This window comes from Streptomyces sp. NPDC096046 (assembly GCF_040303285.1).
In the GTDB taxonomy this organism is placed as follows: Bacteria; Actinomycetota; Actinomycetes; order Streptomycetales; family Streptomycetaceae; genus Streptomyces.
This window is the reverse complement of sequence record NZ_JBEOSZ010000004.1, coordinates 200,936-219,695: the sequence shown is the minus strand read 5'-3', so window position 1 is coordinate 219,695 and position 18,760 is coordinate 200,936. Positions and strand designations below refer to the sequence as shown.

At 75.5% G+C, this 18,760-nt stretch carries 1 protein-coding gene; it reads right to left on the bottom strand.

The features are described 5' to 3' along the window. Nucleotides 1-8 precede the first annotated feature (8 nt). Entirely contained in the window at nucleotides 9-18,668 is an 18,660-nt protein-coding gene (locus ABTX62_RS05950) for a non-ribosomal peptide synthetase (RefSeq protein WP_352115019.1), read from the bottom strand. Nucleotides 18,669-18,760: the final 92 nt, after the last annotated feature.

Genomic DNA, 18,760 nt, shown 5'->3' with positions numbered 1-18,760 from the left:
TCCGGTCCTCACCGTTCGTCGTGGTCGCTGTCGCCGCGTGCGGCGTCTTCGAGTTCGCTCAGCACCTGTTCCTCCACCAGGTCCGCCAGGGCGGCGACGGTGCGGGTGACCAGGACGTCGCGGGGCGTGAGGGTCACGCCGAAGGTGTCGTTGGCGCGGGAGGCGATGAGCAGGGCGCGCAGGGAGTCGCCGCCCAGGGCGAAGAAGTCGTCCTCGGCGCCCACGGTGGTCTGCAGCGTCTCCTCCCACAGGGTGGCGACGGCCTCCTCGGTGGGCGTGCGGGGCGGTACGTGACCGGTGGCCGGCTCCCGCGTCTCCGGGACGGGAGCGGGCAGCGCGGCCCGGTCGGTCTTGCCGTTCTCCGTCAGCGGGAAACGGTCCAGCACCACGAACGCCGACGGGACCATGGGGCCGGGCAGGGTGCGGGCGGCGAAAGGCCGCAGGTCCGCAGCGGCGGGCGGTTCGGTGCCGGGGGCGACGAGCACGTGGGCCACCAGGCGCGGCAGCCCGGGTTCGTCCTCCCGCAAGCTCACCACGGCGTCCAGCACCGCCGGGTGGCGCACCAGGGTGGCTTCCACCTCGCCGGCCTCGATGCGGTGGCCGCGCAGTTTGAGCTGATGGTCGGTGCGCCCGAGGTAGTGCAGTTCGCCGCGGGCATCGCGGCGGACGAGGTCGCCGGTGCGGTACATGCGGGTGCCGGGCGGTCCGAACGGGTCGGCGGTGAAGCGGGTCGCCGTCAGCCCGGGGCGGCCCAGGTAGCCGCGGGCCAGGGCCGGTCCGGCGAGCCACAGTTCGCCGGGCACGCCGTCGGGGACGGGGCGCAGGCGGGCGTCGAGGACGTAGGCGGCGGTGGCGGGCAGCGCGCGGCCGACGGGCGGTGCGCCGCCGTCCGGTTCCAGCGGGCCGGACCAGGTGGCCACCACGGTGGCCTCGGTGGGCCCGTAGGAGTTGATCATGCGGTGGTGCGGTGCCCAGCGGGCGACGAGTTCGGCCCGGCAGGCGTCCGCGCCGACGATCAGGGTGTGCAGGTGGGGCAGGGTGCCCGGGGTGTCCGGCGGGAGGGTGGCGAGCGCGGCGGGCGGCAGCAGGGTGTGCGTGATGCGCGCGGTGCGCAGGACGCCGGCGAGTTCCGCGCCGAGCAGCGGGCCGGCCGGCGGTACGACGAGGGCCGCGCCCTGCGGCAGGGACATGCACAGCTCCAGCACGGAGGCGTCGAAGCTGGGCGTGGCGAAGGCCAGTACGCGGTCCCCGGCGCGGACCTCGTAGTGCGTGGCCTCGGCGGCGGTGAACGCGGCCAGCCCCCGGTGGGGGACGACGACGCCCTTCGGGGTGCCGGTGGAGCCGGAGGTGTAGATGACGTACGCCGGGTCGTCGAGGTGCAGCGGGCGGAGGCGGTCGGTGTCGGTGGGCCGGTGGCCGGGCGTGTCGTCGGGCGGCGCGGCGAGCAGGCCGGCGACCTCCTCGGCGGTGAGGGTGACGGCGGGATCGGCGTCGCGCAGCATCAGCGTGACCCGCTCGGCCGGGTAGCCGGGGTCCACGGGGAGGAAGGCGGCGCCCGCCTTGGTCACGGCGAGCTGGGCGAGGACCATGTCCGCCGAGCGCGGCAGGACCAGCGCGACGATGCCGCCCGGCCCCGCCCCGCGCGCGATGAGCCGGTGCGCCAGCCGGTTGGCGCGGTCCTCCGCCTCGGCGAAGGTGAGCCGTGACCTCCCGGTGTCGAGGGCGGTCCGGTCGGGCCACCGGTCGACGGCGGCCTCGATCATCGTGGGCAGCGTCGCCGGGGGCGGCGGCGGGAGTTCCGGGCGGGTGGGGCCGTGCAGCAGCCGGTGGCGTTCGGCGGGGGGAAGGACGTCGACCGTGTGCAGGCGGGTCCGGTCCTCCGTCCCGGCGAGCGCGGTCAGGGTGTGCGTCAGCCGGTCGGCCAGCGCTTCGGCCGTGGTCTCCTCGAAGTACCGCGGGTCGTAGCCGAGTTCCACGGTCAGCTCGTCGCCGGGCGAGATCACCACGGTGAGCGGGTAGTTGGTCGCCTCGCGGGCGTCCAGGTCGCGCAAGCGCACGCCGTGCGCGCCGGCGGTGGCGTCGCCGACCGGGTAGTTCTCGAACACCAGCAGGCTGTCGAACAGGGGCGTGCCGGGGGGCAGTGCGCTCCACTGGTGGAGGTCCGTCAGCGGCACGTGGTCGAAGCGCCGGTCCTCCGCGCGGGCGGCCTGCAGCTCTCGCAGCCAGGCGGTGCACGGCGCGGACTCGTCGACGGTGACCCGCGCGGGCAGAGTGGTGATGAACAGGCCGGTGATGGTGTCCGCGCCGGGCAGGCCGGCGGGCCGGCCGGAGACGGTGGTGCCGAAGCAGACCTCCCCCTCGCCGCTGAAACGCGCCAGCAGCAACGCCCACGCGCCCTGGACCAGGGTGTTGAGGGTGAGCCGGTGACGGCGGGCGAAGTCCGCCAGGCGGGCCGTGCCGGCCGCGTCGAGCCGCTGCGACAGCCAGGTGCCCGACCGGGCGGCGGCGCCCGGGGCGGGCCTGCGGTCGAACGGCAGCGGGGTGGGCGCGGCGTGTCCGGCGAGGGCGGCCTTCCAGTGCTCCTCGGCGGCGGCCGTGTCCCGGCGGGCCAGCCAGGCGGCGTAGTCCGCGAAGGGCCGCCGCCGCGGCAGCCGCGGCTCGGTCCCGGCGGTGAGCGCGGCGTGTGCCTCCAGGACGTCCGACAGCACGTGGAAGACGCTCCAGCCGTCCAGCAGGATGTGGTGGAAGGTCCACACCACGCGCACCTGGTCCGGGCCGAGCCGGATCAGGGTGACGCGCAGCAGCGGGGGGCGGTCCAGGTCGATGCCGCGGGCGCGGTCCTCGTCGAGCAGCCGCCGCAGTGTGCTCTCCCGCCGCACCGGGTCGAGGTCGCTCCAGTCGAGCCGGGTGACGGGCAGGGTGACGCGGCGGTGCACGGTCTGCAGCGGGGCCGGGCCCCGGCCCAGGGCGACGGCGGTGCGCAGCACGGGCGTGGCGTCCACGACGTGCTGCCAGGCGTCCGCCAGCAGCGCGGGTTCGCGTACGCCGTCGGCGACGAAGGTGATCTGCTCGACGTAGAGGCCTTCGCCGGGCTCGTCCATGCCGTGCACGACCATGCCGGTCTGGGTGGGGGTGAGGGGGTACACGTCCGTCACGTCCTGCCCGTCGCCGACGAGCCGGTCGACGGCGGCCTGGTCCAGGGCGGCCAGCGGGAAGTCGGACGGGGTGCGGCCGCCCGCGCCGGACTCGGCGCAGTGCCGGACGATCCGGCGCAGTTCCTCCGCCGTCTCCTCGGCGAGGCGGGCGACGGTGCCGTGCCGGTGCACCCGGCGCGCGTACGACCACGTGAACTCGAGCCGCTTGTCGGTGACCCGACCGAGGACGTCGATGAGGTGGGGCCGGTCCGCCGAGCGGTCCATGCCGCCGGTCAGGCCCTCGTGGGGCGCCCGCAGCAGACCGTCCCCGGCCGCGCTCCGGTCCTGCTGCCCCAGGTAGTTGAAGCCCACCTGCGGCAGCGCGGGCAGCCGGGGTCCCGCCGTGGGGTGCAGATGCCGCAGCGCGCCGTAGCCGACTCCCCCGCGCGGTACGGCCCGCAGGTTCTCCTTGACGGTCTTCAGCGCGGTGCCGAGGCCGGCGTCGCGGGGCACGTCGAGGCCCACGGGGAACATGGTCGTGAACCAGCCGACGGTGCGGGACAGGTCGACGTCGTCGAAGAGGTCCTCGCGGCCGTGGCCCTCCAGCGCGACCACCACCCGGTCCTGTCCGGTCCAGCGGCCCAGGACCCGGCCGAGCGCGCACAGCAGGACGTCGTTGACGCGCGTGCGGTAGGCGTCGGGCACCTCCTGGAGGAGCCGGCGGGTCTCCTCGGCGCCGAGGCTCACCGTCACGGTCTCCTCGTCGGCGGCGGTGTTGCCGCCGGGCAGGTCGGCGGGCAGGGGCGTCGGGTGCAGGGCGCCCCAGTGGGCGATCTCGTCGTCGAAGCCGCCGTCGGCGGTGTGCGCGGCCAGGCGCCGGGCCCAGTCGCGGAAGGAGGTCGTCTTCGCCCCCAGGCCGGGGGTCTCGCCGGCGCGCAGCGCCCGGTGGGCGGTGTCGAGGTCTTCGAGGATCACCCGCCAGGACACCGCGTCGACGACCAGGTGGTGGGCGGCCAGCAGCAGGACGGGCGGCCGGTCGCCGTCCCGGTGGCACAGGGCGGACTTCAGCGGCGGCCCGCTCGCCAGGTCGAACCCGGAGCACAGACCGGCGGCCACGGCGGCCGGGTCCTCGGGGGTGTGGTGCACCTCCAGGTGCGGCTCGGCGCCGGGCGCGGTGCCGAGCTGCCGCCACCGGCCTTCGCCCACCGGTTCGTAGCGCATGCGCAGCGCGTCGTGCTGCTCCAGCACCGTCGCGAGGGCGGCGCGCAGCAGTGTCTCGTCGGTGTCGGGCGCCACCTCGAAGGAGACGGCCTGGGTGAAGCGGGCCGGGTCGCCGGTGAGGGTGTCGAACAGCCAGTGCTGTACGGGCGTGAGAGGGACGTCCCCGACGACCGGGCCCTGGTCGGCCGTGGCGGTGGCCGGACCGGCCGGTGACTCGTCGACGGCGGCGGCGAGTTCGGCGACCGTCTGGTATCGGAAGAGATGACGGGGTGTCAGATTCAGTCCGGCCCGGCGGGCCGCGGAGACGATCTGGATGCCGAGGATGGAGTCTCCGCCGAGCGCGAAGTAGTTGTCCGCCACGCCCACTTCGGGCACGCCCAGCACCTGCGACCAGATCGCGGCGAGGGTCTGCTCGGTGGCGGTGCGCGGCGGCCGGGTGTCCTGCGGGGTGGCGGCCGCGGACCACACCGGTTCCGGCAGGGCCCGCCGGTCCAGCTTGCCGGTGGCGCCCAACGGCAGCCGTTCCAGGGGCACCACGGCCGCCGGGACCAGGTGGTCGGGCAGCGTGCGGGCGAGGAAGGCCCGCAGGCCGGCCGGTGCGGGGGTGTCGTCGGCCCGCGGGACGGCGTAGGCCACCAGGCGCTTGTGGCCGTCGTGGTCCACGACCCGCGCGGCGGCCTCCGCCACCTGCGGGTGCCGGGCCAGCGCGGCCTCCACCTCGCCGAGTTCGATGCGGAAGCCGCGCACCTTCACCTGGTCGTCGGTGCGGCCCAGGTACAGCAGGTCGCCGTCGGCGCTCCAGCGGACCAGGTCGCCGGTGCGGTACATGCGGCTGCCGGGCGGGCCGAACGGGTCGGCGAGGAAGCGGGACGCGGTCAGGCCGGTCCGGTTCAGGTAGCCGCGGGCCACCCCGGTTCCGGCGAGGTACAGCTCACCGGGCGCCCCGACGGGCACGGGCCGCATCCGGGCGTCGAGGACGTAGGCGCGGGCGCCGCCGACGGGCCGGCCGATGGGCGGGACCCGGTCGGGCTCGTCCGGGTCGCAGGTGAAGGCGGTGGCGTAGACGGTGGCCTCGGTGGGGCCGTAGATGTTCATCACCCGGCAGCCGGGGATCGCCGCGCGCACCTGCTGGACCGCGCGGGCGGGCAGGGCCTCGCCGGCCAGGACGACGGTGTCGGCACCGGCCCGGACGGTGTCCTCGGCCAGCAGTCGGCCGAGGGCCGAGGGGACGGCGCTGAGCAGCCCCGCTCGCCACGGTTCGGGGCGCTCGGCGAGGGCCAGCAGGTCGCGGACGACCTCCACCCGCCCGCCCGCCAGCAGCGGCGAGAAGATCTCGAACACCGACACGTCGAAGTTGAGCGAGGTGGAGGCCACGATGTGAGCGAGTCCGCGGCCGGTGAACTCGGCGGCGGCCCAGTCGGCCAGCGCCACCACCGAGGCGTGGGAGACGACGACGCCCTTCGGCCGGCCGGTGGAGCCAGAGGTGTGGATGACGTAGGCGGGGTGGTCCGGCAGCAGCCGGGCACGCCGCTCGCCGTCGCCGACGGGCGCGGCGGAGGCGGCGGCCAGCCGGGCGGCGCAGCCCGGGTCGTCCAGCGCGATCGTCGTGTACGGGCCGTCCGGCAGCCGTGCGGAGGTGTCCGCGCAGGTGATCACCGCGTCGGGTCGCACGTCCTCGAAGAGGAACGCGATGCGCTCTTCGGGATGGCCGGGGTCGACGGGCTGATAGGCGGCGCCGCTCTTGAGGACGGCGAGGAGCGCCACGATCAGGTCGGCGGTGCGGGGCAGGGCCAGGGCGACGAACCGCTCCGGCCCGGCTCCGGCCTCGATGAGCAGGCGGGCCAACCGGTTGGCGCGCTCGTCGAGTTGCCGGTACGTGAGGCGGTCGGCGCCGGCGCTGACGGCGGTGGCGTCGGGTGTGCGGGCGGCTTGGGCCGCGAAGGCGTCCGCGAGGGTGCGCCGCGGGAGCTTCGCCCCCGGTCCCGCCAGCCGGTCCAGCAGGCGGCGCCCCCCGGCCGGTTCGAGCAAGGCGAGGTCGGCCAGTCGCCGGTCGGCGGTGGCGTCGGCGGCGACCTGGGTCAGCAGCGTGCGCAGGCTCGCGCCGATCCCTTCGACGGTGGTCGCGTCGAAGGCGGCCGGGTCGTAGTCGAGGGTGACCGTCACGTCGTCGCCGGGGGCGACGACGACGCTGAGCGGGTAGTTGGTCGGCTCGACATCGCGTTCCTGCTCGACGGCGAGTCCGTGCCGGGCCAGGGCACCCGCGTCGAACGGGTAGTTCTCGAAGACGACGATGCTGTCGAACAGGCTGGTGCCGCCGGGCACCTCGCTCCACGTCTGTACCTGGGCGAGGGAGACGAAGTCGTGGCGCCGGGCCTCCGACTGGTCGGCCTGCACCTGGCGCAGCCACTCCAGCAGGGGGCGATCCCGGTCGATGCGCAGCCGGGTGGGCAGGGTGTTGATGAACAGGCCCACCATGGAGGTCACGCCGGGCAGTTCGGCCGGGCGGCCGGACACGGTCGTACCGAAGACGACGTCGTCGCCGCCGCCGTAGTGGTGCAGCAGCAGGCCCCAGGCGCCCTGGAGCACCGTGTTCACCGTGAGCCCGGCCCGCTGGGCGGTGTCCCTCAGTCGCGCCGACACCTCCTCGCCGAGGGCCACCCGCACCGTACCCGAGGAGGACGCGCGGTGGGCGTCGGCGGGGCGCCGGTCGCGGGGCAGTTCGGTGGGTACGGCGAATCCGGCGAGGGTGTCGCGCCAGTGGTGTTCCGCGCGGGCGGTGTCCTGGGCGGCCAGCCACTCCAGGTAGCGGGCGAAGGGGGCCCGGCCGGGCACCTGCGGGCGGCGGCCGGCGGTCCTGGCCGCGTACCGCTCGCACACCTCGTCGAACACCTGGGCCGCGCTCCAGCCGTCGAGCAGCACGTGGTGGAAGGTCCACACCATGCGCACCCGGTCCGGGGCGAGCCGGATCAGCGCGAGCCGCGTCAGCGGGGCCGCGCCGAGATCGATCCCGGTCTCCCGGTCCGCGTCGAGCAGCTTTTCCGTCTCCCGCGCGCACCGCTCGGCGGTCCACCCGGTCCAGTCGTGGTGGGTGACCGGCAGGGCGGCCCGCCGCTCCACCACCTGGAGGGGTTCGGCGGTCTCCTGCCACACCAGGCGGGTGCGCAGGATCGGGTTGGCCTCCGCCGTGCGCTGCCATGCCTCCGCGAGGGCGTGCGGGTCGGTGACGCCGTGCAGGACGACCTGCACCTGGTTGACGTAGGTGCGGCCCTGGGGGGCCATCAGACTGTGGAACAGCATGCCCGCCTGCATCGAGGTCAGCGGGTACACGTCCTCGACGCCGCGGCCGTCGCCGACGATCCGGTCCACGGCGGGCTGGTCGAGCCGGGCCAGCGGGAAGTCCGAGGGGGTGCGGCCGCCGGCCTGCGGGGCGGCGCAGTGCGCGACGATCTCCTCCAGGGCGCGCAGCATGCCCTCGGCGAGGGAGGCGACGGTCTCCTCCCGGTGGCGGCCGCCGCTGTAGTGCCAGGTGATCTCCAGTTGGTCGTTCTCGACGCGGGCCACCACGTCCAGCAGGTGCGGACGCGGCGCCCCGGGGTCCTCCGCGCCGTCCAGGCCGCCGGGAACGGCCCGGACCAGCTCGGCGTCGGTGGCGGACCAGTCGAACCGGCCCAGGTAGTTGAAGCTGATGCCGGGCAGCGGCGCGGCGGTGAGCCGTTCGTCGCCCGCGAGGTGACGCAGGGCGCCGTAGCCGATCCCCCGGCCGGGCACGGCCCTGAGTTGTTCCTTCACGGCTTTCAGCGCGGCGCCCCAGTCGCCCCGGGGCAGGTCGAGGGCGACCGGGAAGAGGCTGGTGAACCAGCCGACCGTGCGCGACAGGTCGAGGTCGTCGAAGAGCTGGTCCTCTCGGCCGTGCCCCTCCAGTCCCACGGCGACGACACCGCGGCCGGTCCAGTCCGCCAGGACGCGGCCGAGGGCGGTCAGCAGGACGTCGTCGACGCGGGTGCGGTACACGCCGGGGACCTTGCGCAGGAGGCCCTCGGTGCGCTGCCGGTCCAGGCGTACGGTCACGGCACGCAGGTCGGCGACGGTGTTGCCGCCGTCCCGGTCCACGGGCAGCGGTTCGGCGCAGTGCCGCGCGACGTCCGCCCAGTGGGCGCGCTGCGCGGCGAGGTCCGCCTCACCGGTGCGTGCGGTGAGCCTGCGCACCCATTCCCGCACGGACGTGGTGCGCTGCGGCAGCCGGACCGGCTCGCCGGTCCGGGCCTGCCGGTAGGCGGTCTCCAGGTCCTCCAGCAGGACGCGCCAGGAGACACCGTCGACGATCAGGTGATGGGCCGTCAGCAGCAGGCGCGGGGGCCGGCCGTCGCCGGTGAAGAGGCGGGCGGCGATCAGCGGGCCGGTGTCCAGCCGGAAGCCGGTGTGCGCCTCGTGGGAGAGGCGGGCCTCGGCCTGTCCGGCGGTGTGGGCGTCCTGACCGCTCAGGTCGTGCACGCGCAGCAGCTCCGGCAGCTCGGTGTCCGCGGCGGTGTAGGACTGGCGCCAGGTGCCGTCCGCCGCGCGGGTGAAACGGGCGCGCAGGGCGTCGTGGTGGGTCCACAGCGCGGCGAGAGCGGCGTGCAGCGCGCCGGGGTCGACGTCCTCGGGCGTCTCGACGAGCACCGACTGGTTGAAGTACTCCGGGCGCAGCGGCTCGGCGTCGAGGAACCAGTGCTGGATCGGGGTGAGCGCGACCTCCCCGGACACCGGCCCGGTGCCCGCGACGGTCGCGTGGGCGCCGGTCGAGGCGGCGGCCAGGTCGGCGAGCGTGGGGTGGCGGAACAGGTCTCTCGGGGTCAGCGCGAGGCCGGCGGTGCGGGCGCGCGAGACGACCTGGATGCTGACGATCGAGTCGCCGCCCAGCATGAAGAAGTGGTCGTCGAGGCCGACGCGGTCCACGCCGAGCAGCTCGGCCCAGATGCCGGCGAGCACCCGCTCGGCCTCGGTGCGCGGCGCGCGGTAGGGGGTGTCGGCCGCCGCAGACCACTCGGGTTCGGGCAACCGGCGCCGGTCGACCTTGCCGTTCGCGGTCAGGGGCAGCTCGGCCACGGTGACGAACGCGGCCGGGACCATGTAGTCGGGCAGTTCCCCGGCCACGTGGGCCCGCAGCTCGGCCGCCTGCGGCACGGCCGCCCCGGGGGCCGGCACCAGATGCGCGACCAGGCGTTTGCGTCCCTCGTGCCGTGACACCGACACCACCGCCTCGGCGATCGCCGGATGGGCGGTGAGCCGGGCCTCGATCTCGGCGGGCTCGACGCGGAAGCCACGGATCTTGATCTGGTCGTCGACGCGTCCCACGAAGTGCAGTTCGCCGTCGGCACTCCAGCGCACGATGTCACCGGTGCGGTACATCCGCCCGCCGGGCGGTCCGTAGGGGTCGGCCAGGTAGCGGGCCGCGGTGGCGCCGGGGCGTCCGGCGTAGCCGCGGGCCAGTCCGGCGCCCGCGAGGTACAGCTCTCCCGGCACGCCAGGCGGTTGCGGCTGGAGCGCGTCGTCCAGGACGTAGGCGCGGGTGTCGTCCAGGGGTCGGCCGATGGGGAGCGTCGCGGCCAGCGTGTCACCGGCGCGAAAGGCTCGGCGAGTGGCGAAGGTGGTGGTCTCGGTGGGGCCGTACACGTCGACGACGGTGAGGTCGGGGCAGGCGTCGAGCACGCGTCGTACGGCGGCGCCGGGCACGGCCTCGCCGCCGGTCCACACCTCCCGGGCGCCGCGCAGGCAGGCCGGGTCCTCCTGGGCGAGCAGCCGGAACAGGCCGATCGTCAGGAACAGGCAGCTCACGCCCTGGTCGCTGATCGCACGGCGGACGGCGGTGGCGTCCACGTCCCCCGGCGGGGCGAGGACGGCCGTGCCACCGCGCAGCAGGGGCACCCACAGTTCGTAGGTGGAGGCGTCGAAGGCGTGCGGGGAGTGCACGAGGACGCGGTCGTGGCCGGCGAAGGCGCGGTCGAGGGCGAGCGCGACGACGTCCCGCTGCCGGGCGGCCACACCCTTGGGGGCGCCCGTGGAGCCGGAGGTGAACATGAGGTACTGGACGGTGTCGGGGCGCACGCGCGGCACGGTGGTGAGGTCCGCGGCCGGGGCCCCGGTGTCCAGGTCCGGGCGCACTACACGTCCTTCCGGGAGGAGATCCGCGGCCGTCTCGTGCCACTCGGCGTCCGTGAGCAGCAGGCCGGCGCCGGCCTCCGTGAGCATCGTGCGCAGCCGTTCCCGGGGTGCCCGGCCGTCGAGCGGCACGTACACGCCGCCGAGGCGGGCGAGGGCGAGCTGGGCGACGACGAGGGTGGTCGAGCGGTCCATCAGCACGCCGACGGCGACCTCCGGGCGGACCCCGAGCGCGGCCAGCCGGCCGGCCAGTGCCGCCGCCCGCGCGTCGAGTTCGCGGTAGGTCAACCGCTCGGCGCCGGCCAGCAGCGCCACGGCGTCGGGGGTGCGCTCCACCTGCGCGGCGAAGAGGTCCGCGGTGGTCGCCGCCGGGGTGCCGGTGGCCGTGTCGTTCCACGCGTGGAGCACCTGCTCACGGCGGGCGGCGGTCAGCAGGGGCAGGCGGGCGGGAGTGCGCCGCGGGGTGGTGGCGAAGCCCTCCAGCAGGACGGTGAGGTACTCGGCCATCCGCTCGACGGTGGCGGCGTCGAAGAGGTCAGGGTCGTAGCCGAGGCGCAGGGCGAGTTCCGTGCCGGGGTAGGCGACCAGGCTCAGCGGGTAGTTGGTGGTCTCGATGCCGTCCAGACCGGTCAGCCGCAGCCCGTGCGCGGCGGCGAGGTCGTCGTCGACCGGGTAGTTCTCGAACACGACGATGCTGTCGAAGAGCGCGGCCCGCTCGGGCAGGTCGGTGTACGCCGTCATCCGGTGCAGCGGCACCTGGTCGTGGCGCCGGTCCTCGCTCTGCTCCTGCTGGAGCCGGGCCAGCCAGGTGAGCAGCGGCTCGTCGCGCGGCACGGTCACACGGGTGGGCAGGGTCGCGATGAACAGGCCGGTGATGGCGTCGGCCCCGGGCAGCTCGTCGGGCCGTCCGGAGACGGTGGTGCCGAAGACCGCCTCGCCGCGGCCCGCCTGACGGCTCAGCAGCACCGCCCAGGCGCCCTGGACGAGGGTGTTCATCGTGAGGCCCGCCGTCCTGGCCAGGTCCTCCAGCGCTTGCGTGGCGGGCTCGGGCAGGGTGACGCGCACCGCCGCCGTCGACTCCGCGCGGTGGCTCTCGCGGGGCTCGCGGTCGAAGGGGAGCGCCGTGGTCTCGCTCAGGCCGTTCAGGCGGGAACGCCAGTGCCGCTCGGCCTCGGCCCCGTCGACGCGCTCACGCAGCCAGGCGACGTAGTCACGGAAGGGGCGGCGCTCGGGCAGCGCGATGTCTGCGGTGCCGGACAGTCCCGCGTGGCAGGCGAAGACGTCGGAGAGGACCTGGAACAGGCTCCAGCCGTCCAGGATCAGGTGGTCGAAGGACCACACGACGCGGACCGCACGGTCGGAGACCCGGGCCAGCACCAGGCGCTGGAGCGGTGCGCGGGTCAGGTCGACGCCTCGGGCGCGGTCGCGGTCGAGCAGGTCGCGCAGCCGCTCGTCGCGTTCGGCGGCGGTCAGGCCGCGCCAGTCGGTCAGTTCCACCGGCACGGCCGCCCGGCGCTGCACCACGAGCAGTGGCTCGGGCACGTCCTGCCACACCACCCGCGAGCGCAGCACCGGCGTGCGGTCCGTGACCCGCTGCCAGGCGTCCGCCAGCACCCGGGGGTCGGACACGCCGTCGAGGAGGAACGTCAGCTGCTGGAAGTAGACGCCTCGGTCGTCCTGGGAGAGCCGGTGGAAGAGCATGCCGGCCTGGGTGGACGTCAGGGGGTGGACGTCCTCCACCCCGGCGGGGTCCTCCCCCGCGATGCGGTCGACGTGGGTCTGGTCGAGTCGGGCCAGCGGGAAGTCCGAGGGGGTGCGTCCGGCGGTGCCGGGGCGGGCCGCGTACCGGGCGAGGCCGGCCAGCGCGTCGGCGTAGCGTTCCGCCAGGTCGGTGACCGTCTCCGGCCGGTGTACCTGGTCGGAGTGGAACCAGGTGAATTCCAGGCTGTCGCCGTCCAGCCGCCCCACGACCTCCAGGGCGTGCGGACGTGTCGCCGACGGGTCGGCGTCCAGCTCCAGGGGGCGGACCAGCCCGCGGTACAGGCCCTCGGAGGTCTCGGACAGGCCGAACCGGCCGAGGTAGTTGAAGCTGATCTGCGCGCCGGTCGCCGGGAGGGGTGCGCCGTCGCGGCCCGGCAGGGCCAGGGCGCCGTGGCCGATGCCGTGCCGGGGCACGGCGCGCAGGTGTTCCTTGACCTGCTTGAGCACGGTGTCCCAGGAGGCCTGGGGCGGGACGGCCAGGGCGACGGGGTGGCGGGTGGTGAACCAGCCGACGGTGCGGCTGGTGTCGACGTCGGCGAAGAGCTCCTCACGGCCGTGTCCTTCGACGTCGACCAGGACCCGGTCGTGCCCGCTCCAGCCGCACAGCACCCGGCCGAGGGCGGCGAGCAGGACGTCGTTGGCCTGGGTGCGGTACGTCTCGGGGAGGGTCCGCAGCAGCGCTTCGGTGTCCTCGGGGCTGAGTCGCACCGTCACCGTGCGCTGGGAGGCGTAGGTGCCGGTGCCTTCCCGGTCCGCGGGCAGAGCCGCCCGGGCGCCTTCGGTCTCGCGGATCCAGTACGCCTGCTCGTCGTCGAAACCGCCGGCGGCGGTGTGCGCGGCCAGGCGCTCGGCCCACTGCCGCAGCGGGGAGGACTTGGGGGGCAGCGCGGCCGCGCCGTCCCGGCCCTCGAGACGGGCGCGGTAGGCGCGTTCGAGGTCTTCGAGGAGCAGGCGCCAGGAGACCCCGTCCACGACGAGGTGGTGGACGGACAGGTGAAGGACGGGCGGCCGTCCGTCGCTCCGGTCGTGCAGGACGACGCGCAACAGCGGCCCGTGACCCAGGTCGTACGGGCCGCGGTGCGGGCTGTCGGTCTCGGGGCCGGTGTGGTGGGTGAGGCGGCAGCGGGCGGCCGGGCCGTCGATCAGCCACCGTACGCGCGTGCCGTCGGCGAGGAAGCGGGAGCGCAGTGCGTCGTGGTGGGCGACCACGTCGTCGAGGGCGGCTTGGAGGGCGCTCGCGTCGACGTCGGCGGGCAGTTCCACCGACAGGGTCTGGGCGAAGTGTCCGGCCCGCTCGGCGGCGCTGTCGAAGAGCCAGTGCTGGATGGGTGTCAGCGGCGCGGCGCCGGTGGCCTCGACGGGGGCGGACGGGGCGGCGGTCCGGCGGCGGCCCGTCTCGTCGGCGCGGCGGGCCAGGGCGGCGACCGTCTGGTGCTGGTAGACGTCCCGAGAGGTGATCGTCAGGCCCGCCTGCCGGGCCTGGGCCACGACCTGGATGCTGAGGATGGAGTCGCCGCCCAGCGCGAAGAAGTTGTCGTCCGCTCCGACCCGCTCCACGTGCAGGACGTCGGTCCAGATGGCGGCGAGGGTCCGTTCGGTGGGGGTGCGGGGCGCGACGTGGCGGGCGGCGGGTTCGGCCGGTGCCGGGTCGGGGAGCCGGCCGCGGTCCAGTTTGCCGTTGGGGTTGAGCGGCAGGGCGGGCAGCACCACGACGGCCGAGGGGACCATGTAGTCGGGCAGGGTGCGCCCGAGTTCCCGGCGTACGGCTTCAGGCTCCACCCGGGCGCCGGGGGCGGGGACCACGTATCCGGCCAGGCGGCGGTGGCCGTCGCCGTCGCGGACGGTGGCGGCGGCCTCGGCGACGCCCGCGCAGCCCCGGAGGGCCTCCTCGACCTCGCCGAGTTCGATGCGGAAGCCGCGCACCTTGACCTGCTGGTCGATGCGGCCGAGGTACTCGAGCCGGCCGTCGGCGCTCCAGCGCACCAGGTCGCCCGTGCGGTACATGCGCTCCCCGGGGGCACCGAACGGGTCGGCGACGAAGCGGGCGGCGGTCAGCCCGGGACGGCGGAGGTAACCGCGTGCGAGTCCGCCGCCGCCGAGGTACAACTCGCCGGTGACGCCGGGCGGCTGGGGGCGCAGCAGGCGGTCCAGCACGTAGGCGCGGGTACGGGCCACGGGACGGCCGATGGGCGGGGCCTGGTCGGGGAGCGTGCCGTCGGCGAACCAGGCGGTGGCGTAGACGGTGGCCTCGGTGGGGCCGTAGATGTTCGCCACCTCGGCCGCGGGCATGGCGTCCTTGATGTCCCGGACGGTCCGGGCGGGCAGGGCCTCGCCGGCCAGGACGACGGTGTCCGCCTCGATGGCGCCGTCGCCGCCGAACACGCGGGACAGCGCGGACGGCACGCCGCTGAGCAGTCCGGCCCGGCGCGGGCGGGAGCCGCCGGTGGAGGCGGCGAGGTCGGCGAGGGCGGTGAGGTCGGCGACCACTTCGACGCTGCCGCCGGCCAGCAGGGGGCACAGCAACTCGAAGACGGACACGTCGAAGTTGAGGGAGGTGGAGGCGAGGACGTGGGAGAACCCGCGCGAGCCGAACGTGTCCCCGGCCCAGGCGGCGAGCGCGGCCACGCTGCGGTGGGTGACGACCACGCCCTTGGGCCGGCCGGTGGAGCCGGAGGTGTAGATGACGTAGGCGGGATGGGACGGGTGGAGCGGTCCCGTCCGGTCGGCGTCGGTCAGGTCGGCGTCGGCCGGGTCGGCGGTGTCGGCACCGGTCGGATCCGCGGCCTCGGCTTCAGCCGGGTCCGAGGTGCCGGCGTCGAAGGGTGCCACGTCCTCCAGCAGCAGCGGCTCGCAGTCCTCGGGAAGGGCGTGCGCCGTCTCCCGGGTGGCCAGGACGAGGGCGGGGGCCGCGTCGGCGAGTATGAAGCGGATGCGCTCGGCCGGGTAGCCCGGGTCGACGGGCAGGTATCCGGCGCCCGACTTCAGTACGGCCCACAGCACCGGAAGGAGGTCTGCGGTGCGCGGCAGGCACAGCGCCACCAGGGACTCCGGCCCCGCACCGCGCGCCGCCAGCAGCCGGGCGAGACGGTTGGCCCGCCGGTTCAGTCCGGCGTAGTCCAGCCGGGTCGCGCCGCAGGTCACGGCGGTCCGGCCGGGAGTCCGGGCCACCTGCTCCTCGAAGAGCGCGGGGAGCGTGGCCCCGTCGGCCCGGTCCTCGGCCGGCGCGGGCGGGTTCCAGGAGTCCAGGAGCACGTGCCGCTCGCCCTCGGACAACAGCGGGAGTTCGGCCAGCGTCCGGTGCGGGCCGTCCGCCATGCCTTCGAGCAGGTGACGCAACTGACGGGCCATCCGGGCCACGGTCGCCGCTTCGAACAGGTCGGTGTTGTACTCGACCGTCAGTTCGTGGCCGCCGTCGGCGCGCGGCGCGAACTCCAGCACGAGGTCGAAGCGGGCGGCCGGGCGGGGCAGGGGATGTTCCTCGATGCGTACCCCGGCGGCGGCCGGCGGCCGGGCGGGCGCCGCCTGCTGGACCACCAGCGCCTGCACCAGCGGGGTGCGGCTGGGATCTCTCGGCGGGGCGAGTTCCTCGACCACCCGGTCGAAGGGCACGCCGTCATGGGCGAACGCGTCCAGCACGGTCGCGCGCACGGCCTGCACGAACCCGTCCACCGTGGCGGCGTCGTCGACCTCGCCGCGCAGCACGACGGTGTTGGCGAAGAAACCGGTCACGTCCTCCAGTTCGCGGCGGTCACGCCCGTTGGTGACGGTGCCGAACGCCACGTCCCGCTGCCCGGAGTAGCGGGCGAACAGCACGGCCGCCGCCGCGGCGAACACCGTGAAGACGGTGGTGTCACGGCCCGCGGCCAACTGCCGCAGCCGGTCGACCAGGTGGCGCGGTATGTCCTGGCGGTGAGACGCGCCCGCGGTGGTGCGCACCGCGGGGCGCGGCCGGTCGGTGGGCAGGTCGAGCTGCTGGAGACCGGCGAGGTGGCGTTTCCAGTAGGCGAGGTCGTCCGCGTCGGCGTCGGCCGTGTGCCGCTCGAACTGCCACAGCGCGAAGTCCGGGTACTGCACGTGCGGCCGGGGCAGGTCCTCGGGTTCGCCGGCGGCCTCCGCGCGGTAGAGCGCCGCCAGGTCCCGGGTCAGGACGCCGACCGACCAGCCGTCGGTGACGATGTGGTGCTGGGCCAGCAGCAGCACATGGTCCTCGGGTGCCCGGCGGATGAGCAGCGCCCGGGTCAGGGGCCCGGTCGTCAGGTCGTGGGGTCGGCGCAGTTCCTCGGTCAGCAGGCGCTCGACGGCCTGATCGCGCCGGTCGACGGGCACGTGCCCGACGTCGGTGGTGCGCAGCGGCAGCTCCGCCTCGGCGGCGACGAGCTGGACGCCCTGTCCGTCGACGGAGGCGAAGGTGGTGCGCAAGGAGTCGTGGCGGGCGGCGAGCCGGTGCAGGGCGCGTTCCAGGGCCGGCGTGTCGAGGGGGCCGCGCAGCCGCAGCGCCACGCCGGTGTTGTACTCGGTTCCGCCGTCGGCGAGGTCGTCGAGGAACCACAGGCGCCGCTGGGCGCTGGAGAGCGGGACGGGCTCCGAGCGCGGGGCGGAGGGGATCGGCTCCGGCGGGGCGGCGGCGGACGGATCGGCGGTCAGCGGGGCGAGCGCGCCGACGGTCCGCGCGGTGAACACGTCGCGCAGGGTGAGCCGGGCGCCGAACGCTTCCCGGATGCGGGTCAGGGTGCGGGCCGCGAGGATCGAGTCGCCGCCCAGGTCGAAGAAGTCGTCGGTGACGCCGACGGTGTCGACGCCGAGGACGTCGGCCCAGATCGCGGCCAGGGTCCGTTCGTCGTCGGTGCGCGGTTCGACGCGCTGCTCGGCCGGCGCGCCGCCGGGGGCGGGCAGCGCCCGCAGGTCGATCTTGTGCTGCGGGGTGAGCGGCAGCGCGTCCAGCACGACGACGGCGGAGGGCACCATGTGGGCCGGCAGAGCGGCGGTGAGGGCGGCCCGCAGCCGGGCCGGCTCGGGCCTGCGCGCGGGGTCGGCGGGGGTGACATAGCCGATGAGCCGGCCGCGGGCCGGTTCCTCGTCGCGGACCACGACGACGGCCTCGCGGATCTCCGGGTCCCGGATCAGGGCGGCTTCGATCTCACCGGGCTCGATGCGGAAGCCGCGGACCTTGACCTGCCGGTCGGCCCGGCCGACGAACTCCAGCTCGCCGTCGGCGCGTCGGCGCACCCGGTCACCGGTGCGGTAGAGACGGGCGCCGGGCGGCCCGGAGGGGTGGGCGACGAACCGGGTCGCGGTCAGGCCGGGGCGGCCCAGGTAGCCGCGGGCCAGTCCGTCGCCGCCCACGTACAGTTCGCCCTCGGTACCGGGCGGCACCGGGCGCAGGGCCGCGTCCAGGACGTGGGCCTCGGTGCCGGGAAGCGGGCCGCCGATGGTGGGTGTCCCGGTGCCGGCGCTGAGTGGTCCGGTCCAGGTGGCGACGATGGTGGCTTCGGTCGGCCCGTAGGAGTTGATCATGCGGCGGCCGGGTGCCCACCGGTCGACGAGCGTGGCCGGGCACGCCTCGGCCCCGACGATCAGAGTGCGCAGCGACGGCAGGCCCCCGATGTCCGCCGGGTCGGGCAGCGTGGCCAGGGCGGCCGGCGGTATGAGGGCGTGGGTGATGCGGTGTCCGTCCAGGACGTCGGCGAGTTCGTCGCCCAGCCAGGGTCCGTTCGGCGGGACCACCAGCAGGGCGCCGGACAGCAGGGAGACGCACAGCTCCAGTACGGAGGCGTCGAAGCTGGGTGAGGAGAACTGCAGCACACGGTCGCCCGGGCCGACGGCGTAGCGTTCGGCGGCCGCCGCGGCGAAACCGGCGATGCCGCGGTGGGTGACGGTGACGCCCTTGGGAGTGCCGGTGGAGCCGGAGGTGAAGATGACGTACGCCGCGTGATCGGGGAGCGTCCGGCTCGGGACCGCGTCCGTCTCTCGCTCTCGGCCCTTCATCAGTGCGCGGACCCGGTCGAGGTCGTCCAGGACGACGGCGGGAGCGGCGTCGGCGAGCATCAACGCCCGTCGTTCGGCCGGGTAGTCGGGATCCACGGGGAGGAAGGCGGCACCGGTGAGGGCCACGGCCAGCTCGGCGGCGATCAGTTCCATCGAGCGCGGCAGGACCAGTGCCACCGTCCGCTCCGGTCCGGCGCCGCTCGCGACGAGGTGGCCGGCGAGCCGGCCGGCCCGCCGGGCGAGTTCCCCGTACGACCAGGTGCTCCGGCCGTCGGTGACCGCGGGGGCGTCCGGGTCACGCGTCACCCACCCGGTGAACAACTCACCGAGCGGGACCTGACGGGTGACGTGGCGGACGGGGGCCGACGGGACGGTGCCTGCCGGTGGGGGGACGAGCGTGGCGGGGCGCTGGGAGTGCGGGTCCGTCATCGGGGTGCAGTCCTTCGGGCGGGGAGCGGCGCACGGACCGGGCGCGCCGCTCTCGGGCGGCGCGTGGGCACGCCGGAGCGGTGCGGGGTCCT

Coding starts and splice junctions, on each gene's coding strand:
- ABTX62_RS05950 (WP_352115019.1), bottom strand. CDS start 18,668: ATGACGGACCCGCACTCCCAGCGCCCCGCCACGCTCGTCCCCCCACCG.